This is a genomic window from Streptomyces sp. NPDC033174 (genome assembly GCF_055577795.1).
In genome coordinates, this window is sequence record NZ_JBVIPQ010000005.1 from 78,503 (window position 1) to 96,837 (window position 18,335).

General features: G+C 72.0%; 13 protein-coding genes. 10 read left to right on the forward strand and 3 right to left on the reverse strand.

From position 1 onward, the window contains the following. Positions 1 to 46 precede the first annotated feature (46 nt). Both ACZ5VC_RS17275 and ACZ5VC_RS17280 read left to right on the forward strand, forming a co-directional pair. Positions 47 to 757, forward strand: coding sequence for a ribonuclease HII (locus ACZ5VC_RS17275; protein WP_468704639.1), 711 nt, complete (start codon positions 47 to 49; stop codon positions 755 to 757). A gap of 103 nt (positions 758 to 860) precedes the next feature. Further along, on the forward strand, positions 861 to 1,472 hold the full coding sequence (locus tag ACZ5VC_RS17280) for a hypothetical protein (protein ID WP_469120880.1): 612 nt from the start codon (positions 861 to 863) through the stop codon (positions 1,470 to 1,472). Between the two features lie 162 nt (positions 1,473 to 1,634). Here ACZ5VC_RS17280 and ACZ5VC_RS17285 read toward each other — a convergent pair whose 3' ends face one another. Together ACZ5VC_RS17285 and ACZ5VC_RS17290 are read right to left on the reverse strand one after the other, a co-directional pair. Beyond that, a complete protein-coding gene (locus ACZ5VC_RS17285; protein WP_469120881.1) occupies positions 1,635 to 2,264 on the reverse strand; it encodes a hypothetical protein in 630 nt (209 codons plus the stop codon). A gap of 217 nt (positions 2,265 to 2,481) precedes the next feature. Continuing rightward, positions 2,482 to 4,665, reverse strand: a complete 2,184-nt coding sequence (locus ACZ5VC_RS17290; protein WP_469120882.1) for a RecQ family ATP-dependent DNA helicase — start codon at positions 4,663 to 4,665, stop codon at positions 2,482 to 2,484. A gap of 123 nt (positions 4,666 to 4,788) precedes the next feature. On the opposite strand from ACZ5VC_RS17290, the gene ACZ5VC_RS17295 reads away from it, so the two are divergent. From ACZ5VC_RS17295 to ACZ5VC_RS17325, 7 genes are all read left to right on the forward strand, one after another. After that, positions 4,789 to 6,093 carry a DUF4192 domain-containing protein gene (locus ACZ5VC_RS17295; protein WP_469120883.1) on the forward strand — a complete coding sequence of 435 codons (1,305 nt, stop codon included), beginning with the start codon at positions 4,789 to 4,791 and terminating at the stop codon, positions 6,091 to 6,093. 370 nt (positions 6,094 to 6,463) lie between these two features. Further along, positions 6,464 to 8,473 carry an amylo-alpha-1,6-glucosidase gene (locus ACZ5VC_RS17300; protein ID WP_469120884.1) on the forward strand — a complete coding sequence of 670 codons (2,010 nt, stop codon included), beginning with the start codon at positions 6,464 to 6,466 and terminating at the stop codon, positions 8,471 to 8,473. A 110-nt stretch (positions 8,474 to 8,583) separates the two neighbouring features. Then, complete coding sequence (locus ACZ5VC_RS17305; RefSeq protein ID WP_468704585.1) at positions 8,584 to 9,354, forward strand: NUDIX hydrolase; 771 nt, start codon at positions 8,584 to 8,586, stop codon at positions 9,352 to 9,354. Positions 9,355 to 9,538: 184 nt separating this feature from the next. Next, positions 9,539 to 11,383 carry an ABC transporter ATP-binding protein gene (locus ACZ5VC_RS17310; RefSeq protein ID WP_469120885.1) on the forward strand — a complete coding sequence of 615 codons (1,845 nt, stop codon included), beginning with the start codon at positions 9,539 to 9,541 and terminating at the stop codon, positions 11,381 to 11,383. A 193-nt stretch (positions 11,384 to 11,576) separates the two neighbouring features. Further along, positions 11,577 to 12,464, forward strand: coding sequence for a FadR/GntR family transcriptional regulator (locus ACZ5VC_RS17315; protein WP_469120886.1), 888 nt, complete (start codon positions 11,577 to 11,579; stop codon positions 12,462 to 12,464). 347 nt (positions 12,465 to 12,811) lie between these two features. Further along, entirely contained in the window at positions 12,812 to 14,362 is a 1,551-nt protein-coding gene (locus tag ACZ5VC_RS17320; protein ID WP_469120887.1) for an RNA polymerase sigma factor, read from the forward strand. A 150-nt stretch (positions 14,363 to 14,512) separates the two neighbouring features. Continuing rightward, complete coding sequence (locus ACZ5VC_RS17325; RefSeq protein ID WP_469120888.1) at positions 14,513 to 15,334, forward strand: S1 family peptidase; 822 nt, start codon at positions 14,513 to 14,515, stop codon at positions 15,332 to 15,334. Positions 15,335 to 15,442: 108 nt separating this feature from the next. Here the strand turns inward: ACZ5VC_RS17325 and ACZ5VC_RS17330 are convergent, their stop codons facing one another. Continuing rightward, a complete protein-coding gene (locus tag ACZ5VC_RS17330; RefSeq protein WP_468704570.1) occupies positions 15,443 to 15,673 on the reverse strand; it encodes a DUF7455 domain-containing protein in 231 nt (76 codons plus the stop codon). 432 nt (positions 15,674 to 16,105) lie between these two features. On the opposite strand from ACZ5VC_RS17330, the gene ACZ5VC_RS17335 reads away from it, so the two are divergent. Next, a complete protein-coding gene (locus ACZ5VC_RS17335; protein ID WP_469120889.1) occupies positions 16,106 to 18,223 on the forward strand; it encodes a DNA gyrase/topoisomerase IV subunit B in 2,118 nt (705 codons plus the stop codon). Positions 18,224 to 18,335 lie beyond the last annotated feature (112 nt).

Here is an 18,335-nt window from a genome sequence, read left to right on the forward strand (position 1 = left end):
TCGGGGTACCGCGGGCGGCCCGCATCGGCGTAATCTGTCAGGCGCCATGCCGTACGAACCACCCACTCACACCGTCGAGCGTTCGCTCCGAGCCACCACCGGCGCCAAGATCATCGCCGGGGTCGACGAGGTCGGGCGAGGGGCGTGGGCCGGGCCGGTCACGGTGTGCGCCGCTGTCACCGGACTGCGCCGACCGCCTGCCGGACTCACCGACTCCAAGCTGATCACCCCCAAACGCCGCCTCGAGCTGTGCGGGGAACTGGAGAAGTGGGTCACCGCGTACGCCCTCGGGCACGCGTCCCCGGAGGAGATCGACGAGCTCGGGATGACCGCGGCGCTGCGGCTGGCCGCCGTGCGCGCACTGGACGCACTGCCCGTGCGGCCCGACGCGGTGATCCTCGACGGCAAGCACGACTATCTGGGCAGCCCCTGGAAGGTCCGCACGGTCATCAAGGGTGATCAGTCCTGCGTCGCGGTCGCGGCCGCCTCGGTGATCGCCAAGGTGCGCCGGGACGCGATGATGGCCGACCTCGGTCTGCGGTCGGAGGTGTGCTCCGCCTTCGCCTTCGACGCCAACGCGGGGTACCCCTCGCCCGTGCACAAGGCGGCCCTGGCGGAGCGGGGGCCCACCCCGTACCACCGGCTCTCCTGGGCGTACCTCGACGCGCTCCCCCGGTGGCGGCATCTCAAGAAGATCCGCATCTCCGCCGAGGCGGCCGCACTGGAAAGCGGGGGCCAGCTCGGCTTCGATTTCTGATTCGAGTTCTGAACTGCCGGGCACAGCCAAGGTGAACGGCAATCCGCACTTTTGTGCCCACCCGCCGATGTCACTCGCACCGGCGTTTGATAGACATCCACGTATGCCTCTCATCCCCGAGGAGCCTCAGATTCACGAGAGTGCCCAGGGTCCCCGCGCCACTCCGGCCGCAGGCCGCCCCGCGCCGACCCCCCGTCCCGTACCCGGTCCGCGTTCCGCGGCCTCGCCGCGCCCGGGGCATCCCGGTCCGGCCAGGCCCGCGCCGCCGGTACAGCGCCCGCACCCCGGTGCCGGGCAGTCCCCGTCGTCCCGGCCGGAGAATCGTTCCGTGCCGCAGATCCAGCTGATCCCCGCCCCGGCGGACGGCGCGCTCGACGCCGCCGAGGAGGCCGTGGACCTGCTGCTCGAGACCGGGCGCGCCCCCGGCGACATCCTGGTTCTCACCACCGGTGAGCAGCACCCCTGGGCGACGCACGAGCTGTCGTTCGGGGAGAGCGCCTACTGGGCCCAGCACGACGCCCGCGACGACGTCTTCTTCGCCGACGCCGCCGCCGTCGACCGTGCGTCGGCCCGACCGGTGGTGGTCGTCGCGGTCAACGGAGGCTCCGAGGCCGCCGTCCGCGCGCTGCCCCTGGCGAAGGAGCGTGCGAGCGCGCTCCTCATCGTCTGCGGAGACCCGCAGCGCATCAACGCCGCGCTCGGCGCGGGCGTCTGAGCCGTACGCGGCTCGCACGTCCCGCCAGGCGCGGACTGTACGGACTCGGCACAGCGGTCCTGCCCCGGCTGCCCACACGTGGGCGGCCGGGCCGTGACTGTTCGGCGGTCGTGACTGTTCGGTGCCCGCCGCGTCGGGATCAGCGTGTCCGCCGCGTCCGGGTCAGCGTGCCGCGGTACGTCGCAGCGGCTCCGTCGCGCCACTCGCCGTACGGGGAGCGAAGGACTCGGCGTCGGCCGAGAGCTCCGACAGATCCGTCGGCGGCGACAGCGAGTTGGGCCGCCGGCCACCCCGTCCCTCGCCCAGCACCTGCCAACCGCCGCTGGTCAGCGTGATGTACGCGCCGCAGCGCAGACCGTGGAGCGTGCACGCGTCCCGCAGCCCCCACATCCAGGCGCCGTCCTCCTGCGTCCACCGCTCGTCGCCCTCACGGCAGTAGAGCAGGATCGCGGTCCGCACGGGGGTGCGGCGCCGCAGATCGTGCGGGATGACCCGGCGCAGATGCGCCAGCAGCGTGTTGCGGAACTCCCAGCCGTCCGCGAGGGCGGGGCGACGGGTGAACGAGGCGCTGGCGGCGAGCCGTTCCTCATGATCGAGAACGGCGACGACGGCCGTCGCCGGGCCGGGACGGTGACGGGAATGCAGACCGCTGACAACCTCGCGCGGGTTGCGCAGCAACGGAATTCCGGCCGCCGACCATTCGGCGGGTTCCAGCATCCTGGCGAGGCGGCTGGCGGAATCGGCTGACGCCGTGATCGAGGTGGCTGCGGACGGAGCGAATCCGAAGGTCACGGTCCTCCCTTCGCATACGCGCCCACAGTGCGGGCAGGGTCGGGTGAGGGCGCGCACCGGCACAGCCCTTCCGGACCGCGAACGGGCCGTGCGGGGGGCGCATCCAATTCTTGCGGTCGTATGCGCGGGCGGCAACGAGCAATTGCGGCCGCTGACTGGAATGGGTCGGAATGACACTCATATCCCTGCCCAGTTGAGCCCTTGACGATGCCTCACGTCATCCCTGAACAGCGAGGACCAGGGGAAACACCCCCTGTGCTCCGGCCCGGCGCAGCAGCCTGGCGGCAACCGCGAGCGTCCAGCCGCTGTCGGAAAGGTCGTCCACCAGCAGGACCGGCCCGTCGGCCGCCACCAACTCCTCGGCCAGCGACGGAGGAACGACCAGCGCCTGGTGCAGTCCGCGCACCCGCTGCGCGCTGTTGGTGCGCGAGATCCTCAGGTCCTCCGCCCCCGGCGCGTACTCGACGGAACCGAGCAAGGGCATCCGGCCGATCTCGGCGATGCGGCGGCCGAGCGAGGCGACGAGTTCGGGCCTGCTGTGCGAGGCGACCGTGACGACACCGACGGGCCGGCCCGGGGCGTCCGGCGCCCCCGACGCCCAGCCGCCGGATCCCTTGGACCAGTCGGCCAGCACGCTCACGACTGCCTGCACGACATCGTCGGGCACCGGCCCGTCGGCCGCCCGCGGCGCGAGCATCGGCCGCAGCCGGTTGCCCCACCCGATGTCGGAGAGCCGGCCCAGCGCCCGCCCGGTGAACGCCTGCTCGCCGGCGGGGATCCGGCCCTTCAGGTCGACACCGACCGCGGCGAGACCGGTCGGCCACATCTTGCGCGGCTCCACCTCGACGCCCGGCCGTCCCAGCTCACCCTTGGCGGCGTCCAGCGCGGCACCCGACACCTTGGCTTCGAAGCGCGCCCCCGAGCAGTTGTCGCAGCGCCCGCACGGTGCGGCCTCCTCGTCGTCCAGCTGCCGCCGCAGGAACTCCATCCGGCAGCTGGTGGCCGACGCGTACTCGCGCATCGCCTGCTGCTCCGCCGCCCGCTGGCGCGCCACCCACGCGTACCGCTCGGAGTCGTACACCCAGGGCCGGCCCGTGCTGGTCCAGCCGCCCTTCACCCGGTGCACCGCACCGTCCACGTCGAGGACCTTGAGCATGGTCTCCAGGCGCGTCCGCCGCAGTTCGACCAGAGGCTCCAGCGCCGGGAGCGAGAGCGGCCGCTCGGCCTGCGCCAGTACGTCGAGGGTCCGGCGCACCTGCTCCTCGGGCGGGAAGGCCACCGAGGCGAAGTACTGCCAGATCGCCTCGTCCTCCTTGCCCGGCAGCAGCAGTACCTCCGCATGTTCCACACCACGCCCCGCGCGCCCCACCTGCTGGTAGTAGGCGATGGGGGAGGACGGCGAGCCCAGGTGCACCACGAACCCCAGGTCGGGCTTGTCGAACCCCATGCCCAGCGCGGACGTCGCGACCAGCGCCTTGACGCGATTGGCCAGCAGGTCGTCCTCCGCCTGCTGACGGTCGGCGTTCTCCGTCCGGCCGGTGTAGGACGACACGGTGTGCCCGCACTGCCGTAGATACGCGGTGACCTCCTCGGCCGCCGCGACCGTGAGGGTGTAGATGATTCCCGAGCCGGGGAGCTCGCCGAGGTGATCGGCGAGCCAGGCCAAACGGTGTGCCGCGTCGGGCAGTTGGAGCACGCTGAGGCTGAGGCTCTCCCGGTCGAGCGGGCCACGCAGGACCAGGGCGTCCGTCCCCGCGCCCGTGCCCAGCTGTTCGGCGACGTCCGCCGTCACCCGTGCGTTGGCCGTCGCGGTGGTGGCGAGGACCGGGACTCCGGCCGGCAGATCGGCGAGCATCGTCCGCAGCCGCCGGTAGTCGGGCCGGAAGTCGTGCCCCCAGTCCGAGATGCAGTGCGCCTCGTCCACCACCAGCAGGCCGGTGGCGGCGGCGAGGCGGGGCAGGACCTGGTCGCGGAAGTCGGGGTTGTTCAGGCGCTCGGGGCTGACGAGCAGCACATCCACCTCGCCCGCGGTGACCTCCTCCTGGACCGTGTCCCACTCCTCCGTGTTGGACGAGTTGATCGTGCGGGCGCGGATACCCGCCCGCGCCGCCGCCTCCACCTGGTTGCGCATCAGCGCCAGCAGCGGGGACACGATCACGGTCGGCCCGCTGCCGCGCTCGCGCAGGAGCGAGGTCGCGACGAAATACACCGCGGACTTCCCCCACCCCGTCCGCTGCACGACCAGGGCACGTCGCTTCTCGGCGACGAGCGCCTCGATCGCCCGCCACTGGTCCTCCCGCAGCCGCGCCGTGCCGGTGGCGTCCGAGACGAGGCGGGCGAGTACGGCATCGGCGGAGGCCCTGAGGGCCGCGCGGTCTTCGAGGCGGTCTGCGTTGGTCATGCCCCCATGCAACCCGATGGGTCGGACATTGCGCGAACGCGGCGGCCGCCCTGTGGACAACTCGGCGCCGAGGTTATCCACAGGGGTCGCGGAATGCGGGGTGGCCGGGGGACGGTCGTGACCATGAACAAGCACCACGTAACCGGCGAACCGTCCGACGAACAGCAGATCACCCTGCGCGGCCCCGCCGAGCTGGCCGACGCGCTCCCTTACGTCCTGGGCTTCCGGCCGACCGACTCGATCGTCCTCGTCGCCCTCCACGGCGAGCGAGGCCGCTTCGGCGGGCGGCTCAGGCTCGGCATCCCGCGCTCGCCGCGGGAGTGGTCGCCTGTGGCCGAACAACTCGCGGAATGCCTCGTCGACGGCTGCGAGCGGCGCGGCGCCCGCCCCGACGGCATCGTCGTCTTCCTGTGCCAGGACCCCGGAAGCGGGGAGAGCGGCCGGCAGGTGATGGAGCGGCTGCGGCCGCTCGCGCAGCGGCTGCGCACGGCGTGCGGCGCCCTCGACGTCCCGGTCTACGAAGCCCTTTGTCTCTCCGAGGGGCGGTACTGGTCGTACTGCTGCCCCGACGCCCGCTGCTGTCCTCCCGACGGCACCCCGCTCGCCCTGCCCGGCACGTCGGTGATGGCGGCGGCCGCCGCCTACGCCGGGATCCAGGTGCGGGGTTCCCTGCGGGAGATGGAGGCACGCCTTAAGCCCATGACGGGTCCGCGCGGAGATCGACAGCAGCAGGCGCTGGACACCACAGGCGCCTCGGTGGTGCACCGGCTGCTGGACGAGCGCGGTCGTGAGGAGGTCCGGACGGAGACTCTCCGAGTGGTACGGCGGCTCATGAAGCGACTGGCGGGGACGACGGCAGGGCTGAGCACCGCGGAGGTGGACGCCATGGACGACGGCCTGATCGCCGACATCGAGGCCGCCGTCGTGATTCACGGCCTGCAGGACCGTGAGACACGCGACCGCGCCGCCGAGTGGATGGAGGGACCCCTGGCGGGGCGTGCGCTGCGACTCTGGCGTGCTCTGGCCCGACGCTGCGTGGGCCCGTACACCGAGCACGCCGCCGCGCCGCTCAGCCTCGCGGGCTGGGTCTCCTGGTCCACCGGCGACGAGCCCAGCGCACGTGTCGCACTGGGGCTGGCACTGGCCGCCGACCCGGAGTACGTCTTCGCGCGGCTGCTGCACCAGGCCTGCAACGAGGGCCTCGACCCGGAGTCGCTGCGCAGCTGCCTGCGGGGCGAGCGCCGGGCGAGGGCGGCGGTCGCCGCGCGGGGCGCCGCCCGCGCCCCGCGTCCTCGGGCGGTGCGCCCGCCCATCCCGAAGAAGCCGGACACCCCGGACCGGACGCGGCCGGGGGCGGGCGCGCCTCCTTCCCGGACGCGCACCGCCCGCCGCGCGGGGCACCGGCGTGGATCGAGGAGCGGGCGATGACGGCCGTGACCAGGGCCCCCGTGTCGCCGTTCAGGTGGGTGGCGGAGTCGTACGACCCGTGGAGCCGCACTCCCAGCGGCTGTCCGGAGCGCACAGAAGGCACAGCACACCACCCATGGCCCCCACCGTCCCCGCCTCGCAGCCCGCACCCGCCTCCGGTCACCGGCCCGGTCACCGAAACCCCGCGGACCCCCGAGAGCCCTCCGAGCCGCGCCCCACGCCGGATCAGCGCCGACCGGACCAGCCGCATCCCACAGCCGCCGCCGCCCCGCCCGCAGGGCCTCCTGCTCCGACCATTGGTCCTGGTGCTCCTGCTGGTCATGGAGCCGCTCCTGGGCCTTGCCGCGCGACTGGTCGGGCCGGCGCACTCGTGGCCGTCGCGGGGACCGGCCCGCAGACGGCCGCCCTCCCGGCTCCGCCACCCGCCGGGCGGCCCGGCGAACTGCCGCCCGTCCACAGCGTCCTCATCTGCGTCGCCCTCCCCGGCTTCGCGGTCTCCGCGCCGCACGGACAGCTCACGGGCCAGGGCATGGAAGGCTTCTACCAGGCAGGCCGACGGCTGCTCTCCCGCTGCCAACTGCGAATCGCGGGGCGCGAACCGCTCGCCCTCCAGGCCCGAATGGTCGCCGCCGACCGCGCCCGCTTCCTGGCCGTGGCACGCCTTCCGGGGGACCCCGGACCCGACCCCGGGATCGCCGTGGAGCGCACGCGGGACGCCGACGGCACCGAACGGATCACCCTGCGCAGCTCCGCCGCACGCCCGCTTCGGCTTCCCGTGGAGATCTCGCTGGGGACCGACCTCGCGGACCTCGCGGCGGTGGCGTCGGGCAGTGCAGGGGTCGAACTCCCGGCGAGCGTCCACGCCGCGGGGATGCGCTGGTCGGCGCCGGGCGGGCGGCACGCGACCGTCGTCGCCGACCCGCCGCCCAAGGACGCGCTCGCCGCGGCCGGCCTTCTGCGCTGGGAGCTCGAGCTGCTCCCCGGGGCCGCTCGCAGCATCGAGCTTCGCGTCCGTACGGACCGAGCCGTTCGCCCGGCGGGCCAGTCCGGCGCCCACCCCTTCGCCCGGGCGCGGGCGGAGGGGGACGACCCGCGGACCGAGAAGCTGCTGCGCACCGCCGTCGACGATCTGCGGGCGCTCCTGCTACGGGATCCCGCTCACCCGTCGGACCTGTATGTGGCCGCCGGAGTCCCGTGGCGCTGCGGACCGGTCGGCGCCGAATCCCTCTGGGCCGCGCGCATGGCGCTGCCGCTCGGCACCCGGCTCGCGGCCACGACGCTCCGCGCGATCGCCCGTACCCAACTCGCCCGAGCGGGGCGGCAGTCGGGGCGGATCCCCGGGCCGCTGCGTGACTCCGGCCCTCATCTCCCGCCCCGGTGCACCGGCATCGAAGCCACCCTCGCCTTCCCGGTGGTCCTCGCTGAGGCCCGCAGATGGGGGCTTCCGGACCAGGATGTGGCGGAGCTGCTCCCGGCGGCCGAGCGCTGCCTCGACTGGCTGCGCGCCGCCGCGGACGACGACGGATTCGTGCCGGACCCGGGCCCCGCCGGACCGCGACGGGCCGAGACCCAGGCCCATGCCCACCGTGCCGCCGTGCTCGGCGCCGACCTGCTGGAGGCGTGCGGCCGCCCCGGCGCGGACGGCTGGCGCGAGTGGGCGCGGGCCATGCGGCACCGGTTCCGCGAGGAGTTCTGGCTCGACGACGGCGCCGGCGGCCGTCCCGCCACCGCCCGGACCCCCGGCGAGCGGCCGCTGCCCCACCTCGGCGGCGGCGCCGCGCACCTCCTGGACACCGGGCTCCTCGGCGGCGGGCGACTCGCGCCCGGGCTGCTGGACCCGTCACAGACCGGGCAGCTCGCCAGGCTGCTCGGTACGCCGCCCCTGGACTGCGGGTGGGGACTGCGCAGCCTGGGAGCCAAGGAACCGGGCCACAATCCCTTCGGCCACCGGACGGGAGCCGTGCGGATGCACGAGAGCGCCGTCGCCGTGACGGGACTGGCGGCGGCGGGCTACGAGAAGGAGGCGGTCTCCCTGCTGCGCGGTGTGCTCGACGCGGCCGAGGTGTTCGAGTACCGGCTCCCGGAGATGTACGCGGGGGAGCAGCGCACGGCCGGAAGTGCCCCGGCGCCGCATCCGGCGGCCTGCCGTCCGGCGGCGGTCGGCGCGGGCGCCGCGCTCCAGCTGATGATCGCGCTCGCGGGTGTCCGGCCCGACGCCCCGGGCCGTACGGTCGCGCTGCGCCCGCTGCGCTCCGCGCCGCTGGGCGCCGTGCGGCTCTCCGGGCTCAGTGTCGCCGGGGAGCCGTTCGCGGTACGGGTGAGCAGACTGGGTCTCGGCATGGTCGAGGAGGCCGCCCCGGGCCTCCAGTTGGGGCTGTGAGCGGGTGCGCCGGCACGGCGTCGGAGGGAGGGGAGAGCCCGGTGCAAGAAGTCGTGGCCGGAGATCGCGAGGGGCGTGTTTATCGTCAGGCAGACGACTATGATCGCGGCATGTCTCCCTACGACCCGTCGGCCTTTCCGCCCTTCGCCGTCACCGTCGATCTGGTCGTGCTCACCGTGCGTCGCCACGCCCTGTGTGCGCTGGTCGTGCGACGGGGAGAGCCGCCGTTCCAGGGGCGGTGGGCCCTGCCCGGCGGATTCGTCCGCGCCGACGAGGATCTCGGCGCCGCGGCGGCCCGGGAGCTCGCCGAGGAGACCGGGCTGACCGCCCACGACCCCTCCGCTCCCCACCCCCTGCCGGGCAACGGCGCGCACCTGGAGCAGCTGGCGACCTACGGCGACCCGAAGCGCGATCCACGTATGAGAGTGGTCAGCGTCGCCCATCTCGCGCTCGCGCCGGATCTTCCGGCGCCCCGCGCGGGCGGTGACGCGAACAGCGCGCGGTGGGCCCCCGTCGAGGCGTTGCTCGACCAGGAGACCGGCTTCGGCCGGGAGGACGAGCAGCCCGCGCCGCTCGCGTTCGACCATGCGCAGATCCTCGCCGACGGCGTCGAGCGCGCCCGCTCGAAGATCGAGTACTCCTCGCTCGCCACCGCCTTCTGCCCGCCCCAGTTCACGGTCGGTGAACTGAGGCGGGTGTACGAAGCGGTGTGGGGCGTCGCCCTCGATCCCCGCAACTTTCACCGCAAGGTGACCGGCACTCCGGGCTTCCTGGTTCCGGCGGGCGGCACGACCACGCGGCAGGGCGGCCGGCCCGCCCAGTTGTTCCGAGCGGGCGGGGCGACCCTGCTGAACCCGCCGATGCTGCGGCCGGAGGTCTGACGGACGGTCCACGAGACGCCTGTTCGACATCCGGTCGCGGGGCCGAGGAGTCCCGGTGCGGGGCCCCGTCGGCAGTTAGCGGCTCGACTGGCCCCAACGCTCCGCCAAAAGTCCGAAATGTCGCGTTATCTTTCTGCGGTACCCGCCCAGCCGCCGAGCGGTCTCCTCTACCGCGAGGGAAGCGATGCTCCAGGCCATCGGACTCACCAGCACGTCACGTCGAGGCCGCCCGCCCGCCGTGGACGATCTCTCCTTCGAAGCGCGGCCCGGCAGCGTCACGGCGCTGCTCGGTCCCCCCGGATCAGGCAAGACCACCACCCTGCGGCTGATGCTCGGACTGGAGCCGGCGCGCGGCGTCACCTACTTCCGCGGTCGGCTCCTGCACCGGATCGCCCACCCGGCCCACGAGGTCGGAGTGCTGCTCGGGGACGTGCCGGGCCACCCCTCCCGTACCGTCCGCGGCCAGTTGCGGATGCTCTGCGCGGCGTCCGGAGTTCCCGCCTCCCGCGCCGGCGACCTGCTCCGAGCCGTGGGCCTGGACGGCCTCCAGGACCAGCGCCTCGGGACCCTGTCGCGGGGCATGGACCGCCGACTGGGCCTCGCCTCGGCCCTGTTGACCGATCCGCACGCCCTGGTGCTCGATGAACCGGCCGCCGGTCTCTCCGCCCGCGAGAGGGCCTGGCTGTACGAGTTGCTGCGCGCGCACGCGGACCAGGGCGGCACGGTCCTCTACACGACCGACGATCCCAGGGACGCGGCCCGCAACGCCGACCGTGTCGTCACGATCGACGCCGGCCGGCTCGTCGCCGAACAGGAAGCCGCCGAATTCGCCCGTACCCGACTCCGGCCGCGCGTCGCCGTACGCACCCCGCACGCCGCCCGCCTCGCCTCCGTGGTCCGGCAGGAGGCCCGAGCCGCCCGGCGCTCGGTCGAGGTGGTCATGGAGGACGGCAATCGCCTCTCCGTCTACGGAAGCGATCGCGCCGAGATCGGTGAGACCGCGTTCCGGCACGGCGTCCTCCTCCACCAACTCGCCGACGAGACCGGCGACGGCCACCAGAACGGCGACACCCGCCGGACCGGTGGGGCCTCCGCCCCGCCCGCGCCCCGCCGCGGGCAAGTGCTCCCGCCCGGCTCACCCTCAGACCGCCGGGCCGAGGCCGAGCAGCCCGACGCCGGCGCCGAAGCGGAACCCGCCCCGATCTGGGACCCCGACCCCCGCGGGCTCGAAAGCCCCCTCATCGCGCCGCGTCCTCTGCGCAGCCCCCTGCGCCCCGTGCGGTACGAGATCCGGCGCCTCTTCGGAGTCCGTACAAGCCTGCTGGTCATCGCCGCCGTGCTCGTCGTGTCCGCCGCGGTCGCCGTCCTGCTCGCCCGTGGCGGCAGCACCCCGCTCCCGGCCACCATCGCGGGCTGGCCCGGCGTCTCCCCCCTGCCCCCCGCTGCCCTCGGCGCGGGCCTGCTGGGAGCCCTCTCCTTCGGCGACGAGTACCGCTACCCGGCGCTCTCCTCCGGGCGCGGCACCGTGCCGCGCCGCCTCGGCCTGCTCCTCGCCAAGCTCGCCGTCACCGCGGCCACCGCCCTGCTGATCGCCGTCCTCGTAGTGGCCGTCGACCTGGAGTCCCTGCGACTGGTGTACGGCGGAGATTTGATTCCCGTGCCGCGGAACTGGCTCTCGCTGTGCGGCAGTTGGTTCGGGCTGTCGGTGGGCTGCGCCTGGGCCGGCCTGCTGGCGGCCGGTGTCTTCCGGGCCACCGCCGCCGGGGTGGCGGCCGTCCTCGCCGTCCCCGTCGTCGTCGGCCCGCTCCTGCAGAAGGTCATCACCGGCCCGGCCGCGCGGTCGGCCACCGGACTGCCCGGCAGGCTCCGGGAACTCGTCTGGTTCCAGTGGCCGCACACGGCCGACCACTGGCTGATGGGCGCGCTGCGGTTGGTCGCGCAGCCGGTCGGTGCCGCGCTGTCCCTCTCCCTGACCGCTCTGTTCTGCGCTTATCTGCTCAGCGGCCTTCGCAGTAGGGCCCGTTGGTGACCGCCCCGGTGCCCGAAGACACCCTCTGCCGGGCACCGTGTTCGTAACTGCTGGGCAGTGTGTTCGTAACTCCCCTGGGAATGCCCGGTTCTTTCCGATAAAGCGTCAATTGTGTAGGGGGTGGCGATCACCCTTTCGTGTGCTTTTCACCAAAGACCTCAAGGGCGCTGGAGGGCGCGCCGACAAAGGATGCGTGAGTACCCTTGCGCACACCATGATGACCGCCGCCCGCCCCGCCGACTCCGGCCTCGCCGGCCCGGGCGACCTCGACCGATACGCCTACGGGGAGGCTCCCGGAGCCGACCGCGTCGGCCCGCCCGCCTGGGAGGCGGGTGAAAGCGAGTTGGGCCGCGTCGGCCGCCGGGCGGCGGGCAACCGCGGCCGGGGGCTGCACGGCCAACTCGTCCAGCAGCTCGGCCAAATGATCGTTTCCGGGGACCTGGGCGCCGACCGCCCGCTCGTCCCCGAGGAGATCGGCCAGCGCTTCGAGGTCTCCCGCACGGTGGTCCGCGAATCGCTGCGCGTCCTCGAGGCCAAGGGCCTCGTCAGCGCGCGTCCCAACGTCGGTACGCGGGTCCGGCCCGTCAGTGACTGGAACCTGCTCGACCCCGACATCATCGAGTGGCGCGCCTTCGGGCCGCTCCGCGACGACCAGCGCCGCGAGCTCAACGAGCTCCGCTGGATGATCGAGCCCCTGGCCGCGCGGCTCGCGGCCGGGCACGGCCGCGAGGACGTCCAGCAGCGCCTCACCGACATGGTCGAGATCATGGGCCACGCCCTCGCCCAGGGTGACGGGATCACCTTCTCCCGGGCCGACACCGAGTTTCACGCCCTCCTGATCCAGCTCGCGGGCAACCGGATGCTGGAGCACCTCTCCGGCATCGTCGCCGCCGCTCTCCAGGTCTCCGGCTCCCCGATCACCAGCTGTGACCGTCCCGGGGAGGCCTGCCTCGTGCAGCACGGGCGCATCGTCGACGCCCTCGCGGCCGGGGACGCGAACGCCGCCGAGGCGGCCATGCGGCAGCTTCTCACCGTCCACCCGGAGGTGGAGAGGGTCGTTCCCGCTCCGCGTGAGCACTGACCCGCGGATCGCGGCCGGGTGCAGGGAGTCCCACGCATCGCCTGTCGCCGGACCCGGGGGGAGCCCCGGGGTCCGGCGGTGCGAAATCGGGCAGTAAATGCCGTTCTGGCCGATTCGTGGCATATGTGGTGTGACTCGGGCCACGTGGATTGGGCGTAACACTCCTCGGAACCGTGCGATGACCTAAGAGGTGATAGCCGAGGAGGGAATACAGCAGCCGTACGCGGCGCTGTGCAGCTCCGAGGTTCAGCCCGCGCCGTCGGCACATTCCCAGCCGACGGTCGTCGGCTCCGGCCCGATCATGGGCGGAGCCGGAAGCCGTTTTCCATCGTTCCGAGAGGTTGTTCGTGTCGGCCAGCACATCCCGTACGCTCCCGCCGGAGATCGCCGAGTCCGAGTCTGTGATGGCGCTCATCGAGCGGGGAAAGGCTGATGGGCAGATCGCCGGCGATGACGTGCGTCGGGCCTTCGAGGCTGACCAGATTCCGCCAACCCAGTGGAAGAATGTTCTGCGCAGCCTCAACCAGATCCTCGAGGAAGAGGGTGTGACGCTGATGGTCAGTGCAGCGGAGTCGCCGAAGCGCGCCCGCAAGAGCGTCGCTGCGAAGAGCCCGGTCAAGCGCACCGCCACCAAGACCGTCACCGCCAAGACGACCGTGACGAAGACCGTCGCGGGCTCCGTGGCGGCTGCGGCGGCAGAGGGCGTGGACGCCCCGGCCGACGAGGCCGGAGCCACCGCCCCCAAGGCGGCAGCCAAGAAGGTCGCGGCCAAGAAGACGACGGCCAAGAAGGCCGCCGCGAAGAAGACGACGGCCAAGAAGACGGCCGCCAAGAAGGACACCGACGAGGGCGTCGAGGGCGAAGAGCTGCTCGACGAGGTCCAGCCCGGCAAGGGTGAGGACGAGGAAGCCGAGGGCGAGAACAAGGGCTTCGTCCTGTCCGACGAGGACGAGGACGACGCTCCCGCGCAGCAGGTGGCCGTCGCCGGTGCCACCGCCGACCCGGTCAAGGACTACCTGAAGCAGATCGGCAAGGTCCCGCTGCTCAACGCCGAGCAGGAGGTCGAGCTCGCCAAGCGCATTGAGGCCGGACTGTTCGCCGAGGACAAGCTGGCGAACTCCGACAAGCTGGCGCCGAAGCTCAAGCGCGAGCTGGAGATCATCGCGGAGGACGGCCGTCGCGCCAAGAACCACCTGCTGGAGGCCAACCTCCGCCTCGTGGTCTCGCTGGCCAAGCGCTACACCGGCCGCGGCATGCTCTTCCTGGACCTCATCCAGGAGGGCAACCTGGGTCTGATCCGCGCGGTCGAGAAGTTCGACTACACCAAGGGCTACAAGTTCTCCACGTACGCCACCTGGTGGATCCGTCAGGCGATCACCCGCGCCATGGCCGACCAGGCCCGCACCATCCGTATCCCGGTGCACATGGTCGAGGTCATCAACAAGCTCGCGCGCGTGCAGCGCCAGATGCTCCAGGACCTGGGACGCGAGCCCACCCCGGAGGAGCTGGCCAAGGAGCTCGACATGACCCCTGAGAAGGTCATCGAGGTCCAGAAGTACGGCCGTGAGCCGATCTCGCTGCACACCCCCCTGGGCGAGGACGGCGACAGCGAGTTCGGTGACCTCATCGAGGACTCCGAGGCGGTCGTCCCGGCCGACGCGGTGAGCTTCACGCTCCTCCAGGAGCAGCTGCACTCGGTGCTGGACACGCTCTCCGAGCGTGAGGCGGGCGTGGTCTCCATGCGCTTCGGCCTCACCGACGGCCAGCCCAAGACCCTGGACGAGATCGGCAAGGTCTACGGCGTGACGCGTGAGCGCATCCGTCAGATCGAGTCCAAGACGATGTCGAAGCTGCGCCACCCCTCGCGTTCGCAGGTGCTGCGCGACTACCTCGACTAGTCACGGCCGCACGCACAGCCGCTGAAAGACGCCGGAGCCCGGCTCCCCGAGAGGGGAGCCGGGCTCCGGCGTTCTCCTCCCGGGGTGCGGGATGCCGCCAATTGGTCGACGCTGGGTGAACGGACTTCACCGGAGAGTCAGGGAGGCTCCATGCGTCGTCCCATCGCCCGAGCGGTAACCGGAATTCTGGGACTGATCTCGGCGGCGGCCGTGCCGGTGTCCTCGCCCTCGATCGCCGCCGCGGACAGTGTGATCATCGGCGGACAGCCGGTCTCCGTGGACGACACGCCGTGGGTCGTGGCGCTGTCCAGCCGTGGCCGGTTCGGGGAAAGCCGGGGAGGCCAGTTCTGCGGGGGAGTGGTCGTGGCGCCGACCAAGGTGTTGACGGCGGCGCACTGCCTGGGCCGGGACGTACTGGGCGCGGAGCCGGGGGAGACGGCCGACCTCCGGGTCATCGCCGGCCGCTCGGAACTGCGCGGCAGCGGCGGCCAGGAGATCAAGGTGGCCGCCTCCTGGGTCAATCCGGAGTACGACTCCGCCACCAACGCGGGCGACCTGGCCGTCCTCACGCTCGCCAGCGCCCTGCCGGACACATACGCGATCAAGACTGCACCGACGGGCGACCCGGCGTACGAGCCGGGCACCAGCGCCTCCGTGTACGGCTGGGGCGACACGACCGGGCTCGGCAGCTACGCGTCCGCCCTGCGCGCCGCTCCGGTCAGTGTGCTGGCGGACACGGTCTGCGAGCAGGCCTATCCCGGGGACTCGGACGGCAGGTACCTCGCCACGACCATGCTCTGCGCGGGAGACCCCAAGGGCGGCAAGGATGCCTGTCAGGGGGACAGCGGGGGGCCGCTGGTGGCCCGCGGGAGGCTCATCGGGCTGGTGTCCTGGGGCAGTGGCTGCGGGCAGGCTGAGAGCCCGGGTGTGTACACCAGGGTCTCGGGCGTGCTGCCGGCCGGAGTCCTCTGAGGTGACCCGGCGCGGGGGTATGAGAACGGGCGGTCACCCCCTGATCCGCAGGGGCGCCCGCCCGTCGGCCGGTCCTGAACCGGCCCTTGGCTCGTCGTGGATGAGGTGTCAGCGGTCCTCGTCGACTGCGCTGGCCGGCACTGTGGTCAGCCGGTCCGTCTCATCCTGTATTTCCGCGGCGATCTTCTTGAGTTCCGGCTCGAACTTGCGTCCGTGGTGGGCGCAGAAGAGCAAGTCACCACCGCTGGTCAGGACGACGCGCAGATAGGCCTGGGCGCCGCAGCGGTCGCAGCGGTCAGCGGCCGTCAGCGGGCTCGCGGGGGTCAGAACAGTAGTCACGTCGCCTCTTCTCTAGCTCGACGAGCTGTCGTACCAGGGTCAACATCCAACCAGGCCGAAAACGTTCCCGCTCGTGGCTTTTCCTCGAAACTTCTTCCCAGGTGGCTGTCTGCTGCCGGTTGGCGGCGAATGAGCCGTATTGCTTCGCTCTACGGATTTCGCATTGCTTGTCTCGGTTTGCGCCCTCCCGGCTGTTGCCGGTTGTTCATGAGGACGTGCCCGGAGCCTAAATGGTTCATGCCTGGAAGGGAACGTGATGTGAGCGTCACCCCATCGAGGGATCGAACACGCATACGACTCTGGTCTAGCATGAGAAATCACGAGGGTGGCGTGACAACCGCTCTACCAGGCCTCGGTACCCTCTGACCGGCGACCGAACGCCGGGCCTTTACCCACTGGGCCAGATTTCAAATTCAGCGAGGAGCGAACCGCGTGACCGCCGAAACGTCCGTGCCGTCCAGTGCGCTGCTGACCGCAGACCGTGACGCTTCCAACTACACCGCGCGGCATCTGCTCGTACTCGAAGGACTCGAGGCGGTTCGCAAGCGCCCCGGAATGTACATCGGGTCCACCGACAGCCGCGGTCTGATGCACTGCCTCTGGGAGATCATCGACAACTCCGTCGACGAGGCCCTCGGCGGCTACTGCGACCACATCGAGGTGATCCTCCACGACGACGGCTCGGTGGAGGTCCGGGACAACGGCCGGGGCATCCCGGTCGACGTCGAGCCCAAGACCGGCCTGTCGGGTGTCGAGGTCGTGATGACCAAGCTGCACGCCGGCGGAAAGTTCGGCGGCGGCTCGTACGCGGCCTCCGGCGGTCTGCACGGCGTGGGCGCCTCGGTGGTGAACGCGCTGTCCGCCCGGCTCGACGTGGAGGTCGACCGGAGCAGCGCCACCCACGCGATCAGCTTCCGCCGCGGCGTCCCGGGCATCTTCACCGAGCAGGGACCCGACAGCCCCTTCGACCCGGGGAACGGGCTGCGCAAGATCAAGCGGGTGCCCAAGGGCCGCACCGGCACGCGCGTGCGGTACTGGGCCGACCGGCAGATCTTCCTCAAGGACGCCAAGCTCTCCCTGGACACGCTCTACCAGCGGGCCCGGCAGACCGCCTTCCTCGTGCCCGGCCTCACCATCGTCGTCCGCGACGAGCGGGGTCTGGAGGGTGAGGGGAAGACCGAGGAGACGTTCCGCTTCGACGGCGGCATCAGCGAGTTCTGCGAGTACCTGGCCCAGGACAAGGCCGTCTGCGACGTCCTCCGGCTGACCGGTCAGGGCACGTTCAAGGAGACCGTCCCGGTCCTCGACGAGCGCGGTCACATGACCCCCACCGAGGTCACCCGCGAGCTCGGGGTGGACATCGCCCTGCGCTGGGGAACGGGCTACGACACCGCGCTCAAGTCCTTCGTGAACATCATCGCCACCCCCAAGGGCGGCACCCATGTCACCGGTTTCGAGCGGGCCGTCACCAAGACGATGAACGAGGTCCTGCGCTCGGCCAAGCTGCTGCGCGTGGCCGAGGACGACATCGTCAAGGACGACGCGCTGGAGGGCCTGACCGCGGTCGTGACCGTGCGGCTCGCCGAGCCGCAGTTCGAGGGCCAGACCAAGGAGGTGCTCGGGACCTCGGCGGCGAACCGCATCGTCGCCAATGTGGTCGCCAAGGAGCTCAAGGCGTTCTTGACCTCCACCCGGCGGGACGCCAAGGCGCAGGCGCGCGCCGTCCTCGAGAAGGCCGTCGCAGCCGCCCGGACGCGGATCGCCGCCCGTCAGCACAAGGAGGCGCAGCGCCGTAAGACCGCGCTGGAGACCTCCTCGCTGCCGGCCAAGCTGGCCGACTGCCGCAGCGACGACGTGGAGCGCAGTGAGCTCTTCATCGTCGAGGGGGACTCCGCGCTGGGCACGGCCAAGCTGGCCCGGAACAGTGAGTTCCAGGCGCTTCTGCCGATCCGGGGCAAGATCCTCAACGTTCAGAAGTCGTCCGTCTCGGACATGCTCAAGAACACCGAGTGCGGCGCGATCATCCAGGTCATAGGGGCCGGCTCGGGTCGGACCTTCGACATCGACGCCGCCCGCTACGGCAAGATCGTGCTCCTGGTCGACGCCGACGTCGACGGCGCGCACATCCGCTGCCTGCTGCTCACGCTCTTCCAGCGCTACATGCGTCCGATGGTCGAGGCCGGGCGGGTCTTCGCCGCCGTGCCGCCGCTGCACCGCATCGAGCTGGTCCAGCCCAAGAAGGGCCAGGACAAGTACGTCTACACGTACTCGGACAACGAGCTGCGGCAGACGCTGCTCGAGTACCAGCGCAAGGGGATCCGCTACAAGGACTCCATCCAGCGCTACAAGGGCCTCGGAGAGATGGACGCCGACCAGCTCGCGGAGACCACGATGGACCCCCGGCACCGCACCCTGCGCCGGATCAACATCGGGGACCTGGAGTCGTCGGAGCAGATCTTCGACCTGCTCATGGGCAATGACGTGGCCCCCCGCAAGGAGTTCATCACCAGCTCCGCGGCGACCCTGGACCGCTCACGCATCGACGCCTGACCCGGTCCGCCGTCGCGGCGGACGCAGCCCACGCGGGGGTGGAGCCCGAGGCTCCACCCCTGCGGTACGTCTATCGGCACGGTTCCGTCCCGCGGTCGCGGGACGCCGTCAC